This window comes from Streptomyces sp. NPDC029956 (genome assembly GCF_055574655.1).
The window spans coordinates 129,425-149,673 of record NZ_JBVHZJ010000017.1 but is presented as its reverse complement, the minus strand read 5'-3'; the positions used below and the strand labels follow the sequence as shown (position 1 = coordinate 149,673).

The 20,249-nt window shown below is 71.5% G+C and carries 19 protein-coding genes; 16 read left to right on the top strand and 3 right to left on the bottom strand.

All coding sequences use genetic code 11. The features are described 5' to 3' along the window. Positions 1 to 9: 9 nt before the first annotated feature. Both ACZ4XX_RS16655 and thiD read left to right on the top strand, forming a co-directional pair. Positions 10 to 972: a thiamine-phosphate kinase gene (locus tag ACZ4XX_RS16655; protein WP_116158650.1), complete on the top strand. Its 963-nt coding sequence runs from the start codon at positions 10 to 12 to the stop codon at positions 970 to 972. Further along, positions 969 to 1,769 carry a bifunctional hydroxymethylpyrimidine kinase/phosphomethylpyrimidine kinase gene (gene thiD, locus ACZ4XX_RS16650; RefSeq protein ID WP_468508624.1) on the top strand — a complete coding sequence of 267 codons (801 nt, stop codon included), beginning with the start codon at positions 969 to 971 and terminating at the stop codon, positions 1,767 to 1,769. Before ACZ4XX_RS16655 ends, thiD begins: the two co-directional genes overlap by 4 nt. Before the next feature lie 127 nt (positions 1,770 to 1,896). On the opposite strand, the gene rpmB is transcribed toward thiD, so the two are convergent. After that, positions 1,897 to 2,082: a 50S ribosomal protein L28 gene (gene rpmB / locus ACZ4XX_RS16645; protein WP_015036441.1), complete on the bottom strand. Its 186-nt coding sequence runs from the start codon at positions 2,080 to 2,082 to the stop codon at positions 1,897 to 1,899. A 274-nt stretch (positions 2,083 to 2,356) separates the two neighbouring features. Here rpmB and ACZ4XX_RS16640 point away from each other — a divergent pair, with 274 nt between their 5' ends. The 9 genes from ACZ4XX_RS16640 (at position 2,357) to mutM (ending at position 11,417) form a co-directional block, all read left to right on the top strand. Beyond that, the gene (locus ACZ4XX_RS16640) at positions 2,357 to 3,973 is read left to right on the top strand and encodes a DAK2 domain-containing protein (RefSeq protein WP_468508623.1); all 1,617 of its coding nucleotides are present in this window, start codon (positions 2,357 to 2,359) and stop codon (positions 3,971 to 3,973) included. 59 nt (positions 3,974 to 4,032) lie between these two features. After that, positions 4,033 to 6,225, top strand: coding sequence for an ATP-dependent DNA helicase RecG (recG, locus tag ACZ4XX_RS16635; RefSeq protein WP_468508622.1), 2,193 nt, complete (start codon positions 4,033 to 4,035; stop codon positions 6,223 to 6,225). A gap of 67 nt (positions 6,226 to 6,292) precedes the next feature. Further along, positions 6,293 to 6,877 carry a 16S rRNA (guanine(966)-N(2))-methyltransferase RsmD gene (gene rsmD / locus ACZ4XX_RS16630; RefSeq protein ID WP_319319774.1) on the top strand — a complete coding sequence of 195 codons (585 nt, stop codon included), beginning with the start codon at positions 6,293 to 6,295 and terminating at the stop codon, positions 6,875 to 6,877. Between the two features lie 26 nt (positions 6,878 to 6,903). Next, positions 6,904 to 7,383: a pantetheine-phosphate adenylyltransferase gene (gene coaD / locus ACZ4XX_RS16625; RefSeq protein ID WP_193384147.1), complete on the top strand. Its 480-nt coding sequence runs from the start codon at positions 6,904 to 6,906 to the stop codon at positions 7,381 to 7,383. 110 nt (positions 7,384 to 7,493) lie between these two features. Beyond that, positions 7,494 to 8,555: an ATP synthase subunit B family protein gene (locus ACZ4XX_RS16620; RefSeq protein ID WP_468508621.1), complete on the top strand. Its 1,062-nt coding sequence runs from the start codon at positions 7,494 to 7,496 to the stop codon at positions 8,553 to 8,555. Positions 8,556 to 8,684: 129 nt separating this feature from the next. Beyond that, the gene (locus ACZ4XX_RS16615) at positions 8,685 to 9,359 is read left to right on the top strand and encodes a YceD family protein (RefSeq protein WP_468508640.1); all 675 of its coding nucleotides are present in this window, start codon (positions 8,685 to 8,687) and stop codon (positions 9,357 to 9,359) included. Positions 9,360 to 9,361: 2 nt separating this feature from the next. Next, complete coding sequence (gene rpmF, locus ACZ4XX_RS16610) at positions 9,362 to 9,535, top strand: 50S ribosomal protein L32 (RefSeq protein WP_015036448.1); 174 nt, start codon at positions 9,362 to 9,364, stop codon at positions 9,533 to 9,535. Between the two features lie 20 nt (positions 9,536 to 9,555). Further along, the gene (gene rnc / locus ACZ4XX_RS16605; RefSeq protein WP_468508620.1) at positions 9,556 to 10,368 is read left to right on the top strand and encodes a ribonuclease III; all 813 of its coding nucleotides are present in this window, start codon (positions 9,556 to 9,558) and stop codon (positions 10,366 to 10,368) included. Positions 10,369 to 10,556: 188 nt separating this feature from the next. Next, positions 10,557 to 11,417: a bifunctional DNA-formamidopyrimidine glycosylase/DNA-(apurinic or apyrimidinic site) lyase gene (mutM, locus tag ACZ4XX_RS16600; protein WP_468508619.1), complete on the top strand. Its 861-nt coding sequence runs from the start codon at positions 10,557 to 10,559 to the stop codon at positions 11,415 to 11,417. 3 nt (positions 11,418 to 11,420) lie between these two features. Here the strand turns inward: mutM and ACZ4XX_RS16595 are convergent, their stop codons facing one another. Next, the gene (locus ACZ4XX_RS16595) at positions 11,421 to 11,807 is read right to left on the bottom strand and encodes a winged helix-turn-helix transcriptional regulator (protein ID WP_468508618.1); all 387 of its coding nucleotides are present in this window, start codon (positions 11,805 to 11,807) and stop codon (positions 11,421 to 11,423) included. Positions 11,808 to 11,939: 132 nt separating this feature from the next. Here ACZ4XX_RS16595 and ACZ4XX_RS16590 point away from each other — a divergent pair, with 132 nt between their 5' ends. Further along, positions 11,940 to 12,524, top strand: a complete 585-nt coding sequence (locus ACZ4XX_RS16590; RefSeq protein ID WP_468508617.1) for a flavodoxin family protein — start codon at positions 11,940 to 11,942, stop codon at positions 12,522 to 12,524. A 78-nt stretch (positions 12,525 to 12,602) separates the two neighbouring features. On the opposite strand, the gene ACZ4XX_RS16585 is transcribed toward ACZ4XX_RS16590, so the two are convergent. Beyond that, a complete protein-coding gene (locus ACZ4XX_RS16585) occupies positions 12,603 to 13,553 on the bottom strand; it encodes a CAP domain-containing protein (RefSeq protein ID WP_468508616.1) in 951 nt (316 codons plus the stop codon). A gap of 208 nt (positions 13,554 to 13,761) precedes the next feature. Here ACZ4XX_RS16585 and ACZ4XX_RS16580 point away from each other — a divergent pair, with 208 nt between their 5' ends. The 4 genes from ACZ4XX_RS16580 to ACZ4XX_RS16565 all read left to right on the top strand — a co-directional run bounded on the left by ACZ4XX_RS16580 (position 13,762) and on the right by ACZ4XX_RS16565 (position 20,132). Then, positions 13,762 to 14,043: an acylphosphatase gene (locus ACZ4XX_RS16580; RefSeq protein ID WP_030325609.1), complete on the top strand. Its 282-nt coding sequence runs from the start codon at positions 13,762 to 13,764 to the stop codon at positions 14,041 to 14,043. A gap of 390 nt (positions 14,044 to 14,433) precedes the next feature. Continuing rightward, positions 14,434 to 14,652 carry a hypothetical protein gene (locus ACZ4XX_RS16575; protein ID WP_015036455.1) on the top strand — a complete coding sequence of 73 codons (219 nt, stop codon included), beginning with the start codon at positions 14,434 to 14,436 and terminating at the stop codon, positions 14,650 to 14,652. A 231-nt stretch (positions 14,653 to 14,883) separates the two neighbouring features. Further along, complete coding sequence (gene smc, locus ACZ4XX_RS16570) at positions 14,884 to 18,507, top strand: chromosome segregation protein SMC (protein ID WP_468508615.1); 3,624 nt, start codon at positions 14,884 to 14,886, stop codon at positions 18,505 to 18,507. Between the two features lie 191 nt (positions 18,508 to 18,698). Further along, the gene (locus ACZ4XX_RS16565) at positions 18,699 to 20,132 is read left to right on the top strand and encodes a sugar porter family MFS transporter (RefSeq protein ID WP_468508614.1); all 1,434 of its coding nucleotides are present in this window, start codon (positions 18,699 to 18,701) and stop codon (positions 20,130 to 20,132) included. Positions 20,133 to 20,249 lie beyond the last annotated feature (117 nt).

Sequence of the window (20,249 nt, the reverse complement as noted above, 5' to 3'; positions counted from 1 at the left end):
TGAGGCGCGGTGAAGGGCACAGTCGGAGAGCTGGGCGAGTTCGGGCTCATCAGGGAGCTCACGTCCCGGCTCACCTCCACCCCGGCGGTACGGATCGGGCCGGGCGACGACGCCGCGGTCGTCTCCGCGCCCGACCGGCGCGTGGTGGCCAGCACGGACATCCTTCTCGAAGGACGTCACTTCCGCCGCGACTGGTCGACGGCGTACGACGTCGGCCGCAAGGCCGCCGCACAGAACCTCGCCGACATCGCCGCCATGGGCGCGGTCCCCACGGCGCTCCTCCTCGGCCTGGTCGTCCCCGCCGAACTCCCCGTCACCTGGCCCACCGAACTCATGGACGGCCTGCGCGACGAATGTCAGGTCGCGGGCGCCGCGGTCGTCGGCGGCGACGTCGTCCGGGGCGACACGATCATGGTCTCCATCACCGCGCTCGGTGATCTGCGCAACCACGACCCGGTCACCCGGGGCGGCGCCCAGCCCGGCGACGTCGTCGCCTACACGGGCTGGCTCGGCTGGTCCGCCGCCGGCTACGCGGTCCTCTCCCGCGGCTTCCGCTCCCCGCGGGCCTTCGTCGAGGCCCACCGCAGGCCCGAGCCGCCGTACCACGCGGGCCCCGCGGCCGCCGGTCTCGGTGCCACCGCCATGTGCGACGTCAGCGACGGCCTCATCGCCGACCTCGGTCACATCGCCGAGGCCAGCAAGGTCCGCATCGACCTGCGCTCCGGCCTGATCGACATCCCGACCCAGATGAACGACATCGGCCAGGCCGTCGGCGTCGACCCCATGCAGTGGGTGCTCACCGGGGGAGAGGACCACGCCATCGTGGCCACCTTCCCGCCCGACGTGAAGCTGCCCGCCCGCTGGAAGGTGATCGGCGAGGTCCTCCACCCCTCCGCGCTGCCGCAGGTCACCGTGGACGGCGCGCCCTGGCACAGCGTGGGCGGCTGGGACCACTTCGGGGAGACCGAGTGACCTCCCCGCCCCCGCTGGTGCTGACCGTCGCCGGATCCGACTCCGGCGGCGGCGCCGGCATCCAGGCCGACCTCAAGACGATGCTCGCGCTCGGCGTCCACGGCATGAGCGTGCTCACCGCCGTCACCGCCCAGAACTCGCGGGGCGTCCAGGGCGTCTGGGAGCTGCCCGTGGAGGCCGTACGAGCCCAGTACCGGGCCGTCGTCGACGACATCGGCGTCCAGGCCGTCAAGACCGGCATGCTCGCCTCGGCCGCCCTCGTGGAGACCGTCGCCGAACTGCTCGGCGACACCGCCGCCCCGGTCGTCGTCGACCCGGTCGGCGTCTCCAAGCACGGGGACTCCCTGCTCGCCGAGAGCGCGCTCGACTCCGTCCGTACGAAGCTGCTGCCCCGGGCCACCGTCGCCACCCCGAACCTGGACGAGGTGACACAGATCACGGGCGTCGACGTCGTGCACGAGGCCGACATGCGGGTCGCGGCCGAGGCGGTCCTGTCGTACGGGCCGGAGTGGGTCCTGATCAAGGGCGGACACCTGCCCACCGGCGAGGAGGCCGTGGACCTGCTCACGGACGGCTCGGAGGAGCACTGGCTGCGCGCCCCGCGCCACGACAACCGGCACACCCACGGGACGGGTTGCACGCTCGCCTCCGCGGTCGCGTCCGGGCTCGCGAAAGGCCTCCCGGTACCGGAGGCGGTACGGGAGGCCAAGGAGTACGTGACGGGAGCCATCGCCGCGGGATTCGCCCTGGGTACGGGCATCGGGCCGGTCGACCACGGCTGGCGGTTCAGGGACTGAGGGCCCCGTCGGTGCTCACACCGGCGGCCCTTCCGCGTCCGGGCAAGGCAAAAGGCCGGTTCACCTAGGTGAACCGGCCTTTCAAGGCAACCGCAGGGGCTGCGCTACGACAGAACACGCGTCGCAATTAGCGCGAGACCTTGCCGGCCTTGATGCACGAGGTGCAGACGTTGAGCCGCTTCGGCGTCCGACCGACCACGGCACGCACACGCTGGATGTTCGGGTTCCAGCGACGGGGCGTACGGCGGTGCGAGTGCGAAATGTTGTTGCCGAAGCCCGGCCCCTTGCCGCAGACGTCGCAGTTGGCAGCCACGGGTCACTCCAAAGACTTCAGAATTACAGTGAAATCCGGCGCACCGGAATCAGGAGTCTGAAGTGGCTTGCCGGGGGATGGCCCGGTGTGGAACCGGGCAACCGAAGCAGCATACAACGGCTGGCTCGGTGGAACGAAACTACCATGGTCTCGGCGGACCTCGCCCCGGGCCCAGGTCACCGGGGGCCCCCTGCCCGAGCGAAGCCGAGAGCTTGGGGGAGGGACACCTCGGGTCTACCCTGCGGTGAGCTCACCGCCGAAGGAGGACCCCCCGTTGTCGCGAGCCCTTCACCCCTTCGAGGAGCTCGTCGAGCTCGACGCCGAAGCGGTCAGGTCCTGGTGCGCGCGGTCGCTGGACGCGCTCGGCCGGGAGCGCGAGGAGATCGACGCGATCAACGTCTATCCCGTGGCGGACGGGGACACCGGCACCAACCTGTACCTGACGGCGGAGGCCGCCCACCAGGCCGTCGAAGCCGTCTTCGCCGCCTCCACGCCCACCCCCGACACCGCCGAGACCGTACGGGCCATGGCGCACGGCGCGCTCCTCGGAGCCCGCGGGAACTCCGGCACCATCCTGTCCCAGCTCCTCCGCGGCATGGCGGGCGTCCTCGCCCACGGCTGTGACGGTGATCACCTCGCCCGCGCCCTCGGCGAGGCCGCGAGCGCGGCCCGCCGGGCCGTCGCCCACCCCGTGGAGGGCACCATCCTCACCGTGGCGAGCGCCGCGGCCGGGGCCTGCGCCGCCGGCGGCGGGCTCGTCGACGTGGCCAGGAACGCCCACGACGGGGCCAGGACCGCGCTCGCCGCCACCTCGGGGCAGCTCGACGTCCTCGAACGCGCCGGAGTCGTCGACGCGGGCGGCAGGGGCCTCGTGACGGTCCTCGGCGCCCTCCTCGAGACCGTGACCGGACAGGCCCCGCCGCCGCCGGTCGAGACGCGGATCCCGCCCGTACCCCCGGAGGCCTGCCCCGCGGAGGACGGGCCCGCCTACGAGGTGATCTACCTCCTGGAGGCCGGGGACGAGGCCGTGGAGTTGCTCCGGTCCCGGCTCGACGCCCTGGGGGAGTCCCTGGTCGTCGTCGGCGGCGACGGGCTGTGGAACGTCCATGTGCACGTCGACGACGCGGGCGCCGCCGTCGAGGCCGGTGTCGAGGCCGGACGGCCGCACCGCATCCGGATCACCCACTTCGCCGCCGACTCGGCCGCCGCCTCCGCGCGCGGCGAGCGCGCCCAGCGCGCGGTCGTCGCCGTCGTCCCCGGCGAGGGCCTCGCCGGGCTCTGCGCCGAGGCGGGCGCCACGACCGTACGGACCCTGCCCGGCGAACCGCCCGCGGGCGACGAACTCCTCGACGCGATCCGGCGGGCCCACGCGCGCGAGGTGGTGCTCCTGCCCAACGACACCGACCTGCGGCAGACCGCGGCGGCCGCCGCCGAACGCGCCAGGGCCGAGGGCATCCGCGTCGCCCTCATCCCCACCCGGGCCGCAGTCCAGGGCATCGCCGCCCTCGCCGTCCACGAACCCGACCGTCGCTTCGACGAGGACGTCGTCGCCATGACGGCGGCCGCCGGAGCCACCCGCTACGCCGAACTCGCCGTCGCCGAACGGCAGTCCTTCACCTCGGCCGGCGTCTGTCAGGCCGGCGACATCCTCGGCCTCATCGAGGGCGACGTCGCCGTCATCGGCAGCGACCTCACCGACACCGCCCGCACCGTCCTCGACCGGATGCTCTCCGCGGGCGGCGAACTCGTCACCCTCGTCGTCGCCGACGACACCCCGCCCGGACTCGCCCCCGACCTGGAGGCCCACGTCCGGCGCGGCTACCTGGCCGTCGACACCACCACGTACCACGCGGGCGCGGGCGCTCCGCCGCTGCTCATCGGGGTGGAATAGGGACTCTTCCCGGTGGTCGTCCACAGCCTCCGGGACGACTGTCGGTCGCGTGGTGTGCAATGGAACGCGTGCCCGCGCTCGACGAACCACTCAAGAAGTCCCTCGGCCCCGCCACCGCCAAGGTCATGGCCGAGGCACTCGACCTGCACACGGTCGGTGACCTCCTCCACCACTACCCCCGCCGGTACGCCGAGCGGGGGGAGCTGACGACCCTCGCCGACCTGCCGCTCGACGAGCACGTCACGGTGGTCGCCCAGGTCGCCGACGCCCGTGTGCACACCTTCAACGGGTCCAAGGGGCGCGGCCAGCGCCTCGAAGTGACCATCACCGACGGCAGCGGCCGCCTCCAGCTGGTCTTCTTCGGCAAGGGCGTGCACAAGCCGCACCACGACCTGCTGCCCGGCACCCGCGCGATGTTCGCCGGCAAGGTCTCGCTCTTCAACCGGCGCCTCCAGCTCGCCCACCCGGCGTACGAACTCCTCCGCGGCGACGGCGAGGAGGCCGTGGACGTGTGGGCCGGGGCCCTCATCCCGATCTACCCGGCCACCACCAAGCTGGAGTCCTGGAAGATCGCCAAGGCCGTCGACGCCGTCCTGCCCAGCGCCCTCGACGCCGTCGACCCGCTCCCCGACGCGCTGCGCGAGGGCCGCGGTCTCGCCGAGCTCCCCGAGGCCCTCCGGCTCATCCACCGGCCGCGCACCAAGGCCGACGTCGCCCTCGCGCGCGAGCGCCTCAAGTGGGACGAGGCCTTCGTCCTCCAGGTCGCCCTCGCCCGCCGCCGGCACGCCGACACCCAACTCCCCGCCGTCGCCCGCCGCCCCGCCCCCGACGGCATCCTCGACGCCTTCGACGCCAAGCTGCCCTTCACGCTCACGGACGGCCAGCGGAAGGTCTCCAAGGAGATCTTCGACGACCTCGCCACCGAACACCCCATGCACCGCCTCCTCCAGGGCGAGGTGGGCTCGGGCAAGACCATGGTGGCGCTGCGCGCGATGCTGGCCGTCGTCGACTCCGGCGGACAGGCCGCGATGCTCGCCCCCACCGAGGTCCTCGCCCAGCAGCACCACCGCTCGATCACCGAGATGATGGGCGAGCTCGCCGAGGGCGGGATGCTCGGCGGCGCCGAGCGGGCCACCAAGGTCGTCCTGCTCACCGGCTCCATGGGCACCGCGGCCCGCCGGCAGGCCCTCCTCGACCTGGTCACCGGTGAGGCGGGCCTCGTCATCGGCACCCACGCGCTGATCGAGGACAAGGTCCAGTTCCACGACCTGGGCCTGGTCGTCGTCGACGAGCAGCACCGCTTCGGCGTCGAGCAGCGCGACGCCCTCCGCGGCAAGGGGAAGCAGCCCCCGCACCTCCTGGTGATGACCGCGACCCCCATCCCGCGCACCGTCGCCATGACCGTCTTCGGCGACCTGGAGACCTCCGTCCTCGACCAGCTGCCCGCCGGACGCTCCCCGATCGCCACCCACGTCGTGCCCGCCGCCGACAAGCCGCACTTCCTCACACGTGCGTGGGAACGGGTCCGCGAGGAGGTCGGGAAGGGCCACCAGGCGTACGTGGTCTGTCCCCGCATCGGCGACGAGGAGGACCAGAAGAAGAAGGCGAAGGCGTCCGCCGAGGACGAGGCCGAGAAGCGCCCGCCGCTCGCCGTCCTCGACGTCGCCGAGAAGCTCCGCTCCGGGCCCCTCACCGGACTCCGGATCGCCGTCCTGCACGGCCGCATGCACCCCGACGACAAGGACGACGTCATGCGCCGCTTCGCCGCGGGCGAGCTCGACGTCCTCGTCGCCACCACCGTCATCGAGGTCGGCGTCAACGTCCCCAACGCCACCCCCATGGTGATCATGGACGCCGACCGCTTCGGCGTCTCCCAGCTCCACCAGCTCCGCGGCCGGGTCGGCCGCGGCTCGGCCCCCGGCCTCTGCCTCCTCGTCAGCGAGATGCCCGAGGCCACCCCGGCCCGTCAGCGTCTCGCCGCGGTCGCCGCCACCCTCGACGGCTTCGAGCTCTCCCGTATCGACCTCGAACAGCGACGCGAGGGAGACGTCCTCGGCCAGGCCCAGTCCGGCGTCCGCTCCTCCCTGCGGGTCCTCACCGTCATCGACGACGAGGAGGTCATCGCCGCCGCCCGCGAGGAGGCCACCGCCCTCGTCCTCGCCGACCCGGACCTCGCCGCCCACCCCGGCCTGCGCACCGCGCTCGACGCCCTGCTCGACAAGGACCGGGAGGAGTACCTGGAGAAGGGCTGACCGCGCGGTGTGGACCGCGGTCATATCCTGAGACGTACGCACTGGACGACGCAGGACGAGGACACCGATGACTCGCGTGATCGCCGGTACGGCCGGCGGGCGCCGCCTGGCCGTGCCGCCCGGCAACGGCACCCGCCCCACCTCCGACCGGGCGCGTGAAGGCCTCTTCTCCACCTGGGGCGCGTTCCTCGGCACCCTCGACGGGGCCAGGGTCGCCGACCTGTACGCCGGCTCCGGCGCCGTCGGCCTCGAAGCGCTCTCCCGGGGAGCCGCCCACGCCCTCCTCGTCGAGGCCGAACCGCGCGCCGCGCGCACCATCCGCGAGAACATCTCCTCGCTCGGCCTGCCCGGCGCCGAACTCCGCACCGGCAAAGCGGAGCAGATCGTGACGGGACCGGCCCCCGCCGACCCCTACGACCTGGTCTTTCTCGACCCGCCGTACGCCGTCACCGACGAGGATCTCCGGGAGATACTCCTCACACTCCGCTCGGGGGGCTGGCTCGCGGACGACGCCCTCGTCACCGTGGAGCGCAGCACCAGAGGCGGAGAGTTCGGCTGGCCGGCCGGTTTCGAACCACTGCGGGCCCGTCGTTACGGCGAGGGAACGTTTTGGTACGGTCGCGCCGCCTCTACGTGCGAAGACGCACGATGACCGGACCGGAGAGCGAGGGACCCAAGTTGCGCCGCGCCGTCTGTCCGGGGTCATTCGACCCCATCACCAACGGACACCTCGACATCATCGCCCGTGCCTCCAAGCTGTACGACGTCGTACATGTCGCGGTGATGATCAATCAGTCGAAGAAGGGCCTGTTCACGGTCGACGAGCGGATCGAGCTGATCCGCGAGGTGACCGCCGACTTCGGCAACGTCGAGGTGGAGTCCTTCCACGGGCTGCTGGTCGACTTCTGCAAGCAGCGCGACATCCCCGCGATCGTCAAGGGACTGCGCGCGGTCAGCGACTTCGACTACGAGCTGCAGATGGCCCAGATGAACAACGGCCTCACGGGCGTGGAGACCCTCTTCGTCCCCACCAACCCGACCTACAGCTTCCTGTCGTCCTCGCTGGTCAAGGAGGTCGCGGCCTGGGGCGGCGACGTCTCCCACCTGGTCCCGCCGACGGTCCTTCCCCGGCTGACCGAGCGCCTGGCGCAGAAGTGACGCGCGGCCACCGCCGCTGACGCTCCGTCACCCGGTGTCGGACGGGCGCCGACTGCCCTTACAGTCGTCCCGTCCGTCTCCATCCAGCTGTAGAGAGTGGCGAGCACCCGGTGGACGTACAGAAGAAGCTCGACGAGATCGTCGCGACCGTGCAGGGCGCCCGCTCCATGCCCATGTCGGCATCCTGCGTGGTCAATCGCGCCGAGCTGCTCGCCCTGCTCGAAGAGGTGCGGGAGGCCCTGCCCGGCTCCCTCGCGCAGGCCCAGGAGCTGATCGGCGGCCGCGAGCACCTGGTCGAGCAGGCCCGTCAGGAGGCCGAGCGGATCATCGACGCCGCCCACGCCGAGCGCGGCTCGATCGTCTCCGACACCCAGGTCGCCCGGCTCTCGCAGGAGGAGGCCGACCGCATCCTCTCCGAGGCCCGCCGCGAGGCCGAGGAGGTCCGCGCCGAGGCCGACGACTACGTCGACTCCAAGCTGGCGAACTTCGAGGTCGTCCTCAACAAGACGATCGGCTCCGTCGACCGGGGCCGCGAGAAGCTCCTCGGCCGGGGCCCCGGCCTCGACCAGAACGGTTACGCGGACGAGGACGCCCCCGAGTACAGCTCCGACCCGCAGACCCTGATCCACCGGGCCGACGAGTACGTCGACGCCAAGCTCGGCGCCTTCGAGGCCGTGCTCAGCAAGACCCTGGAGGCCGTCGGACGCGGCCGGCAGAAGCTGCACGGCCGGATCGCCACCGACGCGCTGGGCGAGCACATGGCCGCCCAGGAGGGTCTCGGCGGCGCGGTGCACACCAGCGACTCCGACTACCTGGCCGGACTCGCGGAGCTCTCGGACCCCGAGCCGGTCCAGATCCCCGCCCAGCAGCAGTCCCAGCCCCAGCCCGACCCGTACGCCGGCTACCAGCAGGTCCAGCAGCAGCCCGACCCGTACGCCGGCTACCAGCAGGTCCAGCAGCAGCCCGACCCGTACGCGTACCAGCAGCAGCCGCAGCACGCCGACCCGTACGGCTACCAGCAGCAGGACCCGTACGCGTACCAGCAGCCCGTCCAGCAGCAGGTCCACCCGCAGGGGCACCAGCAGCAGGGTGCCGCGCTCGACGAGACGAGCTTCTTCGACACGAGCATGATCGACCTGGAGCAGCTGCGCCGCTACGAACAGGGGCAGTAGAACGGGCCCGGTACGACCTCAAGGCCCGGATTGGGCCCTGAGCGAAGCGTCCAGTATCCTGGCTCTTCGGTCGCGCGTATCTCCGCGATCCATGCTGCCCACGTCTGGCAGCCTCCTCGACGCAGCACGATTTCGAAAGCAGGAAGAGCCCTGAGCACGCGCCTCGACCACCGCAATCCCCTCGTGTTCGACACACACGAGCTGGGGCGGCGTCCTGGTGCCCTCCAGCGGCTCTCGCGTTCGATCGAGGCCCCCAGGGACCTGGGCGTCGAAGGAGTGATCGGAGTGCCCGAGGGCGCTCCGGTGGAAATCGATCTCCGTCTTGAGTCGGTCATGGAAGGGGTGCTTGTCACAGGCACCGCCCGTGCATCGGCCGAGGGGGAGTGCGTAAGGTGTCTGGAGCCCGTCGAGCTGGAGCTCGATGTGGACTTCCAGGAGATGTTCTCGTACCCCGACTCCGACGACCGGGGCCGCTCCAAGGCGGCCGCGGACGACGAAGCCGAGGCAGACGAGGACATGATCCCCCTCGAGGACGGCATGTTCGACCTCGAACCCATGCTGCGTGATGCGGTGGTGCTCGCACTGCCGATGCAGCCGGTGTGCCGGGAGGATTGTGCAGGCCTGTGTTCCGAGTGTGGAACCAACCTGAACGAGAACCCGGACCACCACCATGACGCCGTCGACGTTCGTTGGGCGGCACTGCAGGGACTCGCCGGTTCGCTGGGAACCGATGAGAAGGACAACATGAGCGGCAAAGCCTCTGACGGGGACGTCCGAAGCGCCGCCGAGAAGCAGGAGAAGTAGCCGTGGCTGTTCCGAAGCGGAAGATGTCGCGCAGCAACACGCGCCACCGCCGGTCGCAGTGGAAGGCTGCGGTCCCCACCCTGGTTTCGTGTGAGCGTTGCCAGGAGCCGAAGCTGCAGCACATCGCGTGCCCGAGCTGCGGCACCTACAACAAGCGCCAGGTCCTCTCGGTCTGATTGGGCTGGTGAGAGGCGCAATGTCTGAGTCCCGCAAGACGGACGACAAGACGGACCATGCCTCGTCCCACACGCTTCTGGAAGGGCGGCTCGGCTATCGGCTCGAGTCCGCCCTTCTGGTGCGTGCGCTGACCCATCGTTCGTTCGCGTACGAGAACGGCGGTCTGCCCACCAACGAGCGGCTGGAGTTCCTCGGGGACTCCGTGCTCGGCCTGGTGGTCACCGACACGCTGTACCGGACCCACCCCGACCTGCCGGAAGGCCAGCTGGCCAAACTGCGGGCCGCGGTGGTCAACTCGCGTGCGCTGGCGGACGTGGGACGCGAACTCGAACTCGGCTCCTTCATCCGGCTCGGCCGGGGCGAAGAGGGCACGGGTGGCCGGGACAAGGCGTCCATCCTCGCCGACACCCTTGAAGCGGTGATCGGCGCGGTCTATCTCGACCAGGGCCTCGATGCGGCGTCCGAGCTGGTGCACCGGCTCTTCGACCCGCTGATCGAGAAGTCCTCGAACCTCGGTGCGGGCCTGGACTGGAAGACCAGTCTCCAGGAGCTCACCGCGGCCGAGGGTCTGGGTGTTCCGGAGTACCTCGTCTCCGAAGAGGGTCCGGACCACGAGAAGACCTTTACTGCTGCCGCCCGCGTCGGTGGTGTCTCGTACGGCACCGGCACCGGCCGCAGCAAGAAGGAAGCGGAACAGCAGGCGGCGGAGTCCGCGTGGCGTGCGATTCGCGCGGCCGCGGACGAGCGCGCGGCGGCGGCGAAGGCCGCGGCCGAGGCGGGAACGGGAGAGGTCGCCGACCCCTCTCCGTCCGCTCACCGGGCATCGGCCTGACGGCCGTACCCTCGCTTCCCGAGAACCCCGCCCCCGGGCGGGGTTCTCGTCTTTGCCCGTCCCGCTTCCCCCGGCACTTCCCCGCTCGTCTCCCCTGCTCGTTTCCCGTGCTCCCTTCTCGTGCTTCTCGCGGGCCCGCCCCCGGTAGGGTTGAACCGCTGTCGAAGACGTACGTCCGGAGGAGTCCCGTGCCCGAGCTGCCCGAGGTCGAGGTCGTACGGCGGGGTCTGGAGCGCTGGGTCGCCGGACGGACCGTCACCGAGGTCGAGGTGCTGCACCCCAGGGCCGTACGGCGTCATCCGGCGGGCGGCGCGGACTTCGCGGCCCGGCTGAAGGGGCAGCGCTTCGAGGTGGCGCGCCGCCGCGGCAAGTACCTCTGGCTGCCGCTCGCCGAGACCGGCACCTCCGTCCTCGGGCACCTCGGCATGAGCGGGCAGCTGCTCGTCCAGCCGGAGGACGCCGCGGACGAGAAGCACCTCCGCATCCGGATCCGTTTCGACGACGCGGCCGGCACCGAGCTCCGCTTCGTCGACCAGCGCACCTTCGGCGGACTCTCGCTCCACGACCAGACCCCCGACGGACTGCCGGACGTCATCGGGCACATCGCCCGCGACCCGCTGGACCCGGCGTTCGACGACGCCGCCTTCCAGAGCGCGCTGCGGCTGCGCCGTACGACGGTCAAGCGGGCGCTGCTCGACCAGTCGCTGATCAGCGGCGTCGGCAACATCTACGCCGACGAGGCGCTCTGGCGGTCCCGGCTGCACTACGACCGGCCGACCGCCACCCTCACGCGCCCGCGCTCGGCCGAACTCCTCGGGCACGTCCGGGACGTGATGAACGCGGCCCTCGACGTCGGCGGCACCAGCTTCGACAGCCTGTACGTGAACGTCAACGGCGAGTCCGGCTACTTCGACCGCTCGCTCGACGCCTACGGACGCGAGGACGAGCCCTGCCACCGCTGCGGTACGCCGATGCGGCGCCGTGCGTGGATGAACCGCTCCAGCTACTTCTGCCCGCGCTGCCAGCGACCGCCGCGCGCGACCGCCTGACGATCAGGCGCCGACCGGGGCCTCGCGCTTCGTGTCGTAACTCTCCCGGGCCGCCTCGACCTGGGGCATCCGGCCCTCCACCAGCTCGATCAGGCCGATCAGCCGCTCCGCGATCTCGCGGCCGAGCGGGGTGAGCCGGTAGTCGACCCGCGGCGGATTCGTCGGCTGCGCCTCGCGATGGACGAGTCCGTCGCGCTCCAGCGCGTGCAGGGTCTGCGACAGCATCTTCTCGCTCACGCCGTCGACCCGGCGCCGCAGTTCGTTGAACCGGAACGTCCCGTCGTACAGGGCGCCGAGGGTCAGGCTGCCCCAGCGGCCCGTCACGTGCTCCAGCGTGCCGCGCGAGGGGCAGGCGCGCGCGAACACGTCGTAGGCGAGGTCGTCAGTCATGCCCTCCACCGTACTCCCGCGCAGCGCTCACTGCCAGGCGTGCGCTAACTCTCAGATTGCGCTCTCGAAAAGTTAGTGTTCTACTTCTGGGCGTCCCCCCCCCCGCACTGTTCTCGTCCGAGGAGCCTCCCCGTGACCACCCCCGTCGTCTCCATCGCCTACCACTCCGGCTACGGCCACACCGCGGTCCTGGCCGAGGCCGTCCGCGACGGCGCCGCCGATGCGGGAGCCACCGTCCACCTGATCAAGGTCGACGGGATCACCGAGGCCGAGTGGCAGCTGCTCGACGCCTCCGACGCGATCGTCTTCGGCTCCCCGACCTACATGGGCACGGCCTCCGGCGCCTTCCACCGGTTCGCCGAGGACTCCTCGAAGCGCTGGTTCGCCGACACCTGGCTCGACAAGATCGCCGCCGGCTTCACCAACTCCGGCTCCAAGAGCGGCGACAAGCTGCACACCCTGCAGTACTTCCAGATCCTCGCCGGCCAGCACGGCATGCACTGGGTCAACCTCGGCCTCAAGCCGGGCTGGAACACCAGTGAGGCCTCCGAGAACGACATCAACCGCCTCGGCTTCTTCTCCGGAGCCGCCGGCCAGACCCCGGCCGACCTGGGTCCCGAGGGCGTCCACAAGGCCGACGTCGCCACGGCCGAACACCTCGGCCGCCGCGTCGCCCTGACGGCCCGCACCTTCGCGGCGGGCAGGGCCGCCGCCTGAGGTTCCGCCATGCGAAAGGGCCCGTCACCGGGAAGGTGACGGGCCCCTTCACATCAGGGACGTGCGAGAACGGACGGCTCAGTAGCCGAAGTCCTGGGTCCACCAAGGGCCGCCGTCGGCGAAGTGGACGCCGACGCCCAGGGTGGTGAAGTCGCAGTTCAGGATGTTGGCGCGGTGGCCGTCGCTGTTCATCCAGGACTCCATCACGGCCGCCGCGTCCGCCTGGCCGCGGGCGATGTTCTCGCCGCCCAGGCCCGAGATGCCCGCCTGCTCGGCGCGCGCCCACGGGGTGTCGCCGTCCGGGTCCGTGTGGTCGAAGAAGCCGCGGGCCGCCATGTCCGAGCTGAACGCCCCGGCCAGTGCCGCGAGCCGGGCGTCCGCGCTCACCGGCGAGCAGCCCACCTTGGCGCGCTCGACGTTGACCAGACGGACGACCTCCGCCTCGGCGGCCTCGCCGCGGTCGGCGGTGGAGGGGGCCGAGGTGGTCTCCACCGGAGCCTCGGTCGTCGGGTCGGGCTTCGGCTCCGGCTTCGGCGCGGGGGCCTTCGTGGTCGGCGCGGCCGTGGTCCTCTTCGGCGCCGGCGGCTTGGTCGGGGCCTTCGTCGGAGCCTTGCTCGGCGTCTTCGACGGGGTCGGCGTCGCCTTCGGGGTCGGCTTCGTGGACGGGGTCGCCGACGGCGAGGCCGTCCTGCCCTTGTCCGTGCCCGCGCTCGCCTTCGTGCTCGTACGTGCGCTGTCCGGGTCGCCGGTCGGGGTCTGGGTGGAACCGCCCTGCGTGGTCAGCTCCGGCGCCTGCCGGGACTGGCTCGGGCGTTCGCTCGTGCCCACGCTGCCGACCGTGAAGGTCTCCCCACCGGGCAGCAGGCCCGAGGTGACGGCGATGGCGCCCACCGCGACGGCGGCGGAGGCTCCGAGCAGGCCGGTGCGCACGGGGTGCCGCTTGCGGCGGGTACCCCGGTGACGGCGGTCCGAGCCGTCCGCGTAGTCTTCTGCGGCGGGTGCGGCTCCGGCGCGACGGTGGCGTCCCATCTGGTCTGCCTTCCTCTTGCTGGTCCTGCTGTGGTCCTGTGCCTGTGCCGACCCTGCGGCCTTTGCTGATCTTTGCTGTCGGTACCGTTTTGGACCGGCGGTCGAACAGGGCGGGTCCGAACGGGTGAGGCGTGTTCGGTCGGGACTGTAGTCCATGCGGGCCGGGGGCGATGTGCTCATCTGGCAATCCGCCCGCTAGCGTGCAGGCATGAGTGACGACGTTCGGATGACCGCCTGGGTACGCGGCCGGGTACAGGGAGTGGGCTTCCGCTGGTTCACCAGGGCAAACGCTTTGGAGATCGGCGGCCTGGTGGGCTTCGCCCTGAACCTCGACGACGGCCGGGTACAGGTGGTGGCCGAAGGGGCGCGTGAGAATTGCCACCGTCTGCTGGCCTGGCTCCACTCCGCCGACACACCCGGGCGCGTGGACGGCGTCACTGAGATCTGGGCCACCCCGCGCGGTGGCTACGACGGTTTCGCGATCCGCTGACGATCACTCTCCGACACCCTTTCCGGTGACCGAGAGGGGCCTCGAAAGGACGCGCGGTAACAGTCGGGTGGAGGGGAAACCGCCTGGTGGTTGCCAAGGCGCGCCCGTCATGGAAGGCTGCCGGGTAAGGATGATCGCGACGCCCTGAGGCACCGAGTTCATGAGGCCCCGCCGCCTGTCGAGCGGCCCGGGACTCCTCGGTCGCCCCTTCAAACGGGGCGTGATCGTGTTGACCGTCAAACTTTTTGGTGAGACTCTGGAATCCCCGCGCACCTCAGCTGTTTGGCAGTGGAACCGGCACGACAAGCAGTACTGCCGAGCACCGCGGGTGCGAAATCCCTCACGACCCAACCGCTTCGGTCGGTCACTCATTGTGGAGGACCATCCATCATGGCAAAGGCGCTTCTCGGTTACGTCGGCGGCTCCGACCCGCGACTCCTCGCCGAGATGCGACGGCTTCAGCAGCGCGTCCAGGACCTGGAATCCGAGCTGGTACGGATCCAGTCCGAGAACGACTCGCTTGCCGCTGCCGCCGCTCAGCACCAGGGAGAGTCACTGCTGAACAGCATCGACCTCGACGTACCCCAGGCGGAGCCTGCGCTCACCTGACAACCCAGCCCCAAGGGGCCAGGTGGGAAACACTCACGCCGGCACAGCCGCATGGACTCTCATGTCGGCAGCCATCTGAACACCCATGTCGGCAGAGCAGACATGCAAGGGGCGCTTCGGCGTCCCTTCTTCCTTTCACCCGCCGTTCCCCTCCCGTCCCCCCCTCTTCACCCGAGGATCTGCCCTGCACCTTCGCGGGTGAAACGCACACGCCCCGGTAGAGTCCCGGGCGTGCACCTCAAGGCCCTGACCCTCCGTGGATTCAAGTCGTTCGCCTCGGCCACCACGCTGCGGTTCGAACCGGGAATCACCTGTGTCGTGGGCCCCAACGGATCGGGCAAGTCCAACGTCGTGGACGCCCTGTCCTGGGTCATGGGCGAGCAGGGCGCCAAGTCGCTGCGCGGCGGCAAGATGGAGGACGTCATCTTCGCCGGCACGACCGGGCGCCCCCCGCTCGGCCGTGCCGAGGTGTCCCTCACCATCGACAACTCCGACGGCGCGCTGCCCATCGACTACGCCGAGGTCACGCTCACCCGCATCATGTTCCGCGGCGGCAGCAGCGAGTACCAGATCAACGGCGACACCTGCCGACTGCTCGACTTCCAGGACCTGCTCTCCGACTCCGGCATCGGACGCGAGATGCACGTCATCGTCGGCCAGGGGCAGCTCGACTCCGTACTGCACGCCGACCCGATGGGCCGCCGCGCCTTCATCGAGGAGGCCGCCGGAGTCCTCAAGCACCGCAAGCGCAAGGAGAAGGCGCTGCGGAAGCTCGACGCGATGCAGGCCAACCTCGCGCGCGTGCAGGACCTCACCGACGAACTGCGCCGCCAGCTCAAGCCCCTCGGCCGGCAGGCCGCCGTCGCCCGCCGCGCCGTCGTCATCCAGGCCGACCTGCGCGACGCCCGGCTCCGCCTCCTCGCCGACGACCTCGTCCACCTCCAGCGGGCACTCACCGCCGAGGTCGCCGACGAAGCGGCCCTGCTCGCCCGTAAGGAAGCCACCGAGACCGAACTACGGGACGCGCTCGCCCGCGAGGCGGCCCTCGAGGCCGAGGCACGCGCGCTCGTACCCCGTCTCGAACGCGCCCAGCAGAACTGGTACGCCCTCTCCCAGCTCGCCGAACGCGTCCGCGGCACCGTCTCCCTGGCCGACGCGCGGGTGAAGAGCGCCACCGCCGCACCTGCGGAGGAACGCCGCGGCCGCGACCCGGAGGACCTGGAGCGCGAGGCGGCCCGCGTCCGCGAACAGGAGACGGAGCTGGAAGCCGCGCTGGAGGCGGCCGAGCGCGCCCTGGAGGACACCGTCGCCCACCGCGCCGAGCTCGAACAGGCGCTGGCGTCCGAGGAGCGCCGCCTCAAGGACCTGGCCCGCGCCCTCGCCGACCGGCGCGAGGGCCTCGCCCGTCTCCACGGCCAGGTCAACGCGGCCCGCTCGCGCGCCGCCTCCGCCCAGGCCGAGATCGACCGGCTCGCCGCCGCCCGCGACGAGGCGGGGGAGCGGGCGGTCACCGCCCAGGAGGAGTACGAGCAGCTGAAGGCCGAGGTGGACGGCCTCGACGCCGCGGACACCGAGCACGGCGAGCGGTACGAGGCCGCCCGCCGCGCACTGGCCGACGCGGAGGCGACACTCGGCGCCGCCCGAGAGGCCGTCGCCACCGCCGAGCGCCGCCGCGCCGCGACCCAGGCCCGGCACGAGACCCTCGCCCTCGGACTGCGCCGCAAGGACGGCACGGGCGCCCTGCTGACCGCCGGACTCAGCGGACTCCTCGGCCCGGCCGCCGAGCTCCTCACCGTCACCCCCGGATACGAGATCCCCGTCGCCGCCGCCCTCGGCGCCATGGCCGACGCGGTCGCCGCCACCGGCCCCTCCGCCGCCACCGAAGCCCTCCGCCTGCTGCGCAAGCAGGACGCCGGCCGCGCGTCCCTGCTCCTGACCGGAGCCCCCGGACCGGACCGCTCCGAAGCGCCCGTGGCCCCGGCGTCCGGGGGGCACCCGCACGCCGCCGACCTCGTCCGGGGACCCGACGAACTCATGGGAGCCGTCCGCCGGTTGCTCGCCGGGGTGGTCGTCGTCGACGACCTGGACCAGGCCTCCGAACTCGTCAGGACCCGGCCCGCGTCGATCGCCGTCACCCTCGAGGGCGACCTGCTCGGCGCACACTTCGCCCAAGGTGGCTCCGCGGGCGCGCCCAGCCTCATCGAAGTCCAGGCCTCGGTGGACGAGGCCGCCGCCGAGCTGGACGAACTCGCCGTACGCTGCGCGGACTTGGCGGCGGCGAAGAGCGAGGCCGACGAGCGGCGCCGTACCGCCGCCGCGCTCGTCGAGGAACTCGACACCCTTCGCCGTACCGCCGAACGCGAGAAGTCCGCCGTCGCCCAGCAGCTCGGCCGGCTCGCCGGCCAGGCCAGGGGAGCGGCCGGGGAGGCCGAGCGGACCGCGGCCGCCGCCGCCCGCGCCCAGGAGGCCCTGGAGAAGGCGACCGCCGAGGCGGAGGAACTCGCCGAACGGCTGCTGGTGGCCCAGGAGGCCGCGGCGTTCGGGGAGGGCGGGGACGAGGAACCCGACACCGCCACCCGCGACCGGCTCGCGATCGACGGGTCCAACGCACGCCAGACCGAGATGGAGGCCCGCCTCCAGGTCCGTACCCACGAGGAGCGGGTCAAGGGGCTCGCCGGGCGGGCCGAGTCGCTCGACCGGGCCGCCCGCGCCGAACGGGAGGCACGCGCGCGTGCCGAGGAGCGCCGCGCCCGGCTGCGCCACGAGGAGCGCGTCGCGGGCGCGGTCGCCGCCGGCGCCCGGAGCCTCCTGGCCCACGTCGAGGTGTCGCTCGTCCGCGCCGAGCGCGAGCGGGTGGTGGCGCAGGCGGCGCGGGCCGACCGGGAGGAGGGCCTGACGGCCGCCCGGACCCGGGGCCGCGACCTCAAGGCGGAACTCGACAAGCTGACCGACTCCGTGCACCGGGGCGAGGTCCTCGGCGCGGAGAAGCGCCTGCGGATCGAGCAGCTGGAGTCGAAGGCGCTGGAGGAGTTCGGCGTGGAGGCGACCGCGCTGGTCGCCGAGTACGGCCCGGATCAGCCCGTGCCGCCGTCGCCGTCCGTCGAGGGGGCCGAGGGAACGGACTCCCCGAAGGCCGCGGACGCCCCGAAGGGCACGGACACCTCGAAGGCCGCGGGCGCCGCGGAGGACGACGAGCCGCGCCCCTTCATCCGTTCGGAGCAGGAGAAGCGCCTCAAGGCCGCCGAACGGGCGTACCACCAGCTCGGCAAGGTCAACCCGCTGGCCCTCGAGGAGTTCGCGGCCCTGGAGGAGCGGCACCGCTTCCTCTCCGAGCAGCTGGAGGACCTGAGGAAGACCCGCACCGATCTGCTTCAGGTCGTGAAGGAGGTCGATCTGCGGGTCGAGCAGGTCTTCACCGAGGCGTACCGGGACACGGCCCGTGAGTTCGAGGGCGTCTTCTCGCGTCTCTTCCCGGGGGGCGAGGGCCGGCTGGTCCTCACCGACCCGGACAACATGCTCACCACCGGCGTCGAGGTGGAGGCCCGCCCGCCCGGCAAGAAGGTGAAGCGGCTCTCGCTGCTCTCCGGCGGCGAGCGCTCGCTGACGGCCGTGGCGCTGCTGGTCTCGATCTTCAAGGCCCGGCCCAGCCCGTTCTATGTGATGGACGAGGTCGAGGCGGCGCTCGACGACACCAACCTCCAGCGACTGATCCGGATCATGCAGGAGCTCCAGGAGTCCTCGCAGCTGATCGTGATCACGCACCAGAAGCGGACCATGGAGGTCGCGGACGCGCTGTACGGCGTGTCCATGCAGGGTGACGGGGTCTCGAAGGTGATCAGCCAGCGACTGCGCTGAGGTCGACGCCCCACCATCTCTTCAAGTGTTGAACTCAAGCCACCTCACAGTGCTGATTAAGTCACATGACATCGCCTATTGACTTAGAAACTTGAAGGCATAGTCTCTGCAACGTTGCTTTTACCTTCACGTGGTGGGCGGCGTGAAGTTGTGCGCCACTGGAAGGGCTTGCCCCCCACCGAGGAGTCCATGTGCCCCACACCGCGCAGGCGCCCACGCCGCCGCCTTCCGAAGGCCGAGCCGCCCACCCGGACCACCTCGGCCACGTCATCTTCATCACGGCCTCCGCCGCGATGGGCGGTTTCCTCTTCGGATACGACAGCTCCGTCATCAACGGCGCCGTCGAGGCGATCCGCGACCGCTACGACATCGGCTCCGGAACCCTCGCCCAGGTCATCGCCATCGCCCTGATCGGCTGCGCCATCGGCGCCGCCACCGCCGGCCGGATCGCCGACCGCATCGGCCGCATCCGCTGCATGCAGATCTCCGCGGTGCTCTTCGCCATCAGCGCCGTCGGCTCGGCGCTGCCCTTCGCCCTCTGGGACCTGGCGCTCTGGCGGGTCGTCGGCGGCTTCGCCATCGGCATGGCCTCCGTCATCGGCCCCGCCTACATCGCCGAGGTCGCCCCCGCCGCCTACCGCGGCCGCCTCGGCTCCTTCCAGCAGGCCGCGATCGTCATCGGCATCGCCATCTCCCAGCTGGTCAACTACGGCATCCTGCAGCTCGCCGACGGCGACCAGCGCGGCGAGATCGGCGGCCTGGAAGCCTGGCAGTGGATGCTCGGCGTGATGGTCGTGCCCGCCGTCCTCTACGGCATGCTCTCCTTCGCCATCCCCGAGTCCCCCCGCTTCCTCATCTCCGTCGGCCGGATCGACCGGGCCAAGGAGGTCCTCGCCGAGGTCGAGGGGACCGGCGTCGACCTCGACCACCGCGTCGCCGAGATCGATGCGGCCATGCGCAGCGAGCACAAGTCCACCTTCAAGGACCTGCTTGCCGTCGGCTCCCGCTTCAGGTTCCTGCCCATCGTGTGGGTCGGCATCGGACTCTCGGTCTTCCAGCAGCTCGTCGGCATCAACGTCGCGTTCTACTACTCCGCGACCCTCTGGCAGTCCGTCGGCATCGACCCGTCGAGCTCGTTCTTCTACTCGTTCACCACGTCGATCATCAACATCATCGGCACCGTGATCGCGATGGTCCTGGTCGACCGCGTCGGCCGCAAGCCGCTCGCCCTCGTCGGCTCCGTCGGCATGGCGATCGCCCTCGCCTTCGAGGCCTGGGCCTTCTCCGCCGACCTCGTCGACGGCAAGCTGCCCGAGACCCAGGGCGTCGTGGCACTCGTCGCCGCCCATGTCTTCGTGCTCTTCTTCGCCCTCTCGTGGGGCGTGGTGGTCTGGGTCTTCCTCGGCGAGATGTTCCCCAACCGGATCCGCGCCGCCGCCCTCGGCGTCGCCGCCTCCGCGCAGTGGATCGCCAACTGGGCCATCACGGCCAGCTTCCCGTCCCTCGCGGACTGGAACCTCTCCGGGACCTACATCATCTACACGGTCTTCGCCGTGCTCTCGATCCCCTTCGTGCTCAGGTACGTCAAGGAGACCAAGGGCAAGGCGTTGGAGGAGATGGGCTAACTCCCCGCTGCCCCTCTCCTCACCCACGGAACTGGGGGGGGGGGGGGGGGGGGGGGGGGGGGGGGGGGGGGGGGGGGGGGGGGGGGGGGTGATGGGCCTCCGTGCCGCTTCGTATGC

What these genes read in the sequence shown, in the direction of transcription:
- recG (WP_468508622.1), top strand. Translation starts at nt 4,033, where the DNA reads ATGGAACGCGTGCCCGCGCTCGACGAACCACTCAAGAAGTCCCTCGGC.
- rsmD (WP_319319774.1), top strand. Translation starts at nt 6,293, where the DNA reads ATGACTCGCGTGATCGCCGGTACGGCCGGCGGGCGCCGCCTGGCCGTG.
- rnc (WP_468508620.1), top strand. Translation starts at nt 9,556, where the DNA reads ATGTCTGAGTCCCGCAAGACGGACGACAAGACGGACCATGCCTCGTCC.
- ACZ4XX_RS16595 (WP_468508618.1), bottom strand. Translation starts at nt 11,807, where the DNA reads ATGACTGACGACCTCGCCTACGACGTGTTCGCGCGCGCCTGCCCCTCG.
- ACZ4XX_RS16585 (WP_468508616.1), bottom strand. Translation starts at nt 13,553, where the DNA reads ATGGGACGCCACCGTCGCGCCGGAGCCGCACCCGCCGCAGAAGACTAC.
- ACZ4XX_RS16580 (WP_030325609.1), top strand. Translation starts at nt 13,762, where the DNA reads ATGAGTGACGACGTTCGGATGACCGCCTGGGTACGCGGCCGGGTACAG.
- ACZ4XX_RS16575 (WP_015036455.1), top strand. Translation starts at nt 14,434, where the DNA reads ATGGCAAAGGCGCTTCTCGGTTACGTCGGCGGCTCCGACCCGCGACTC.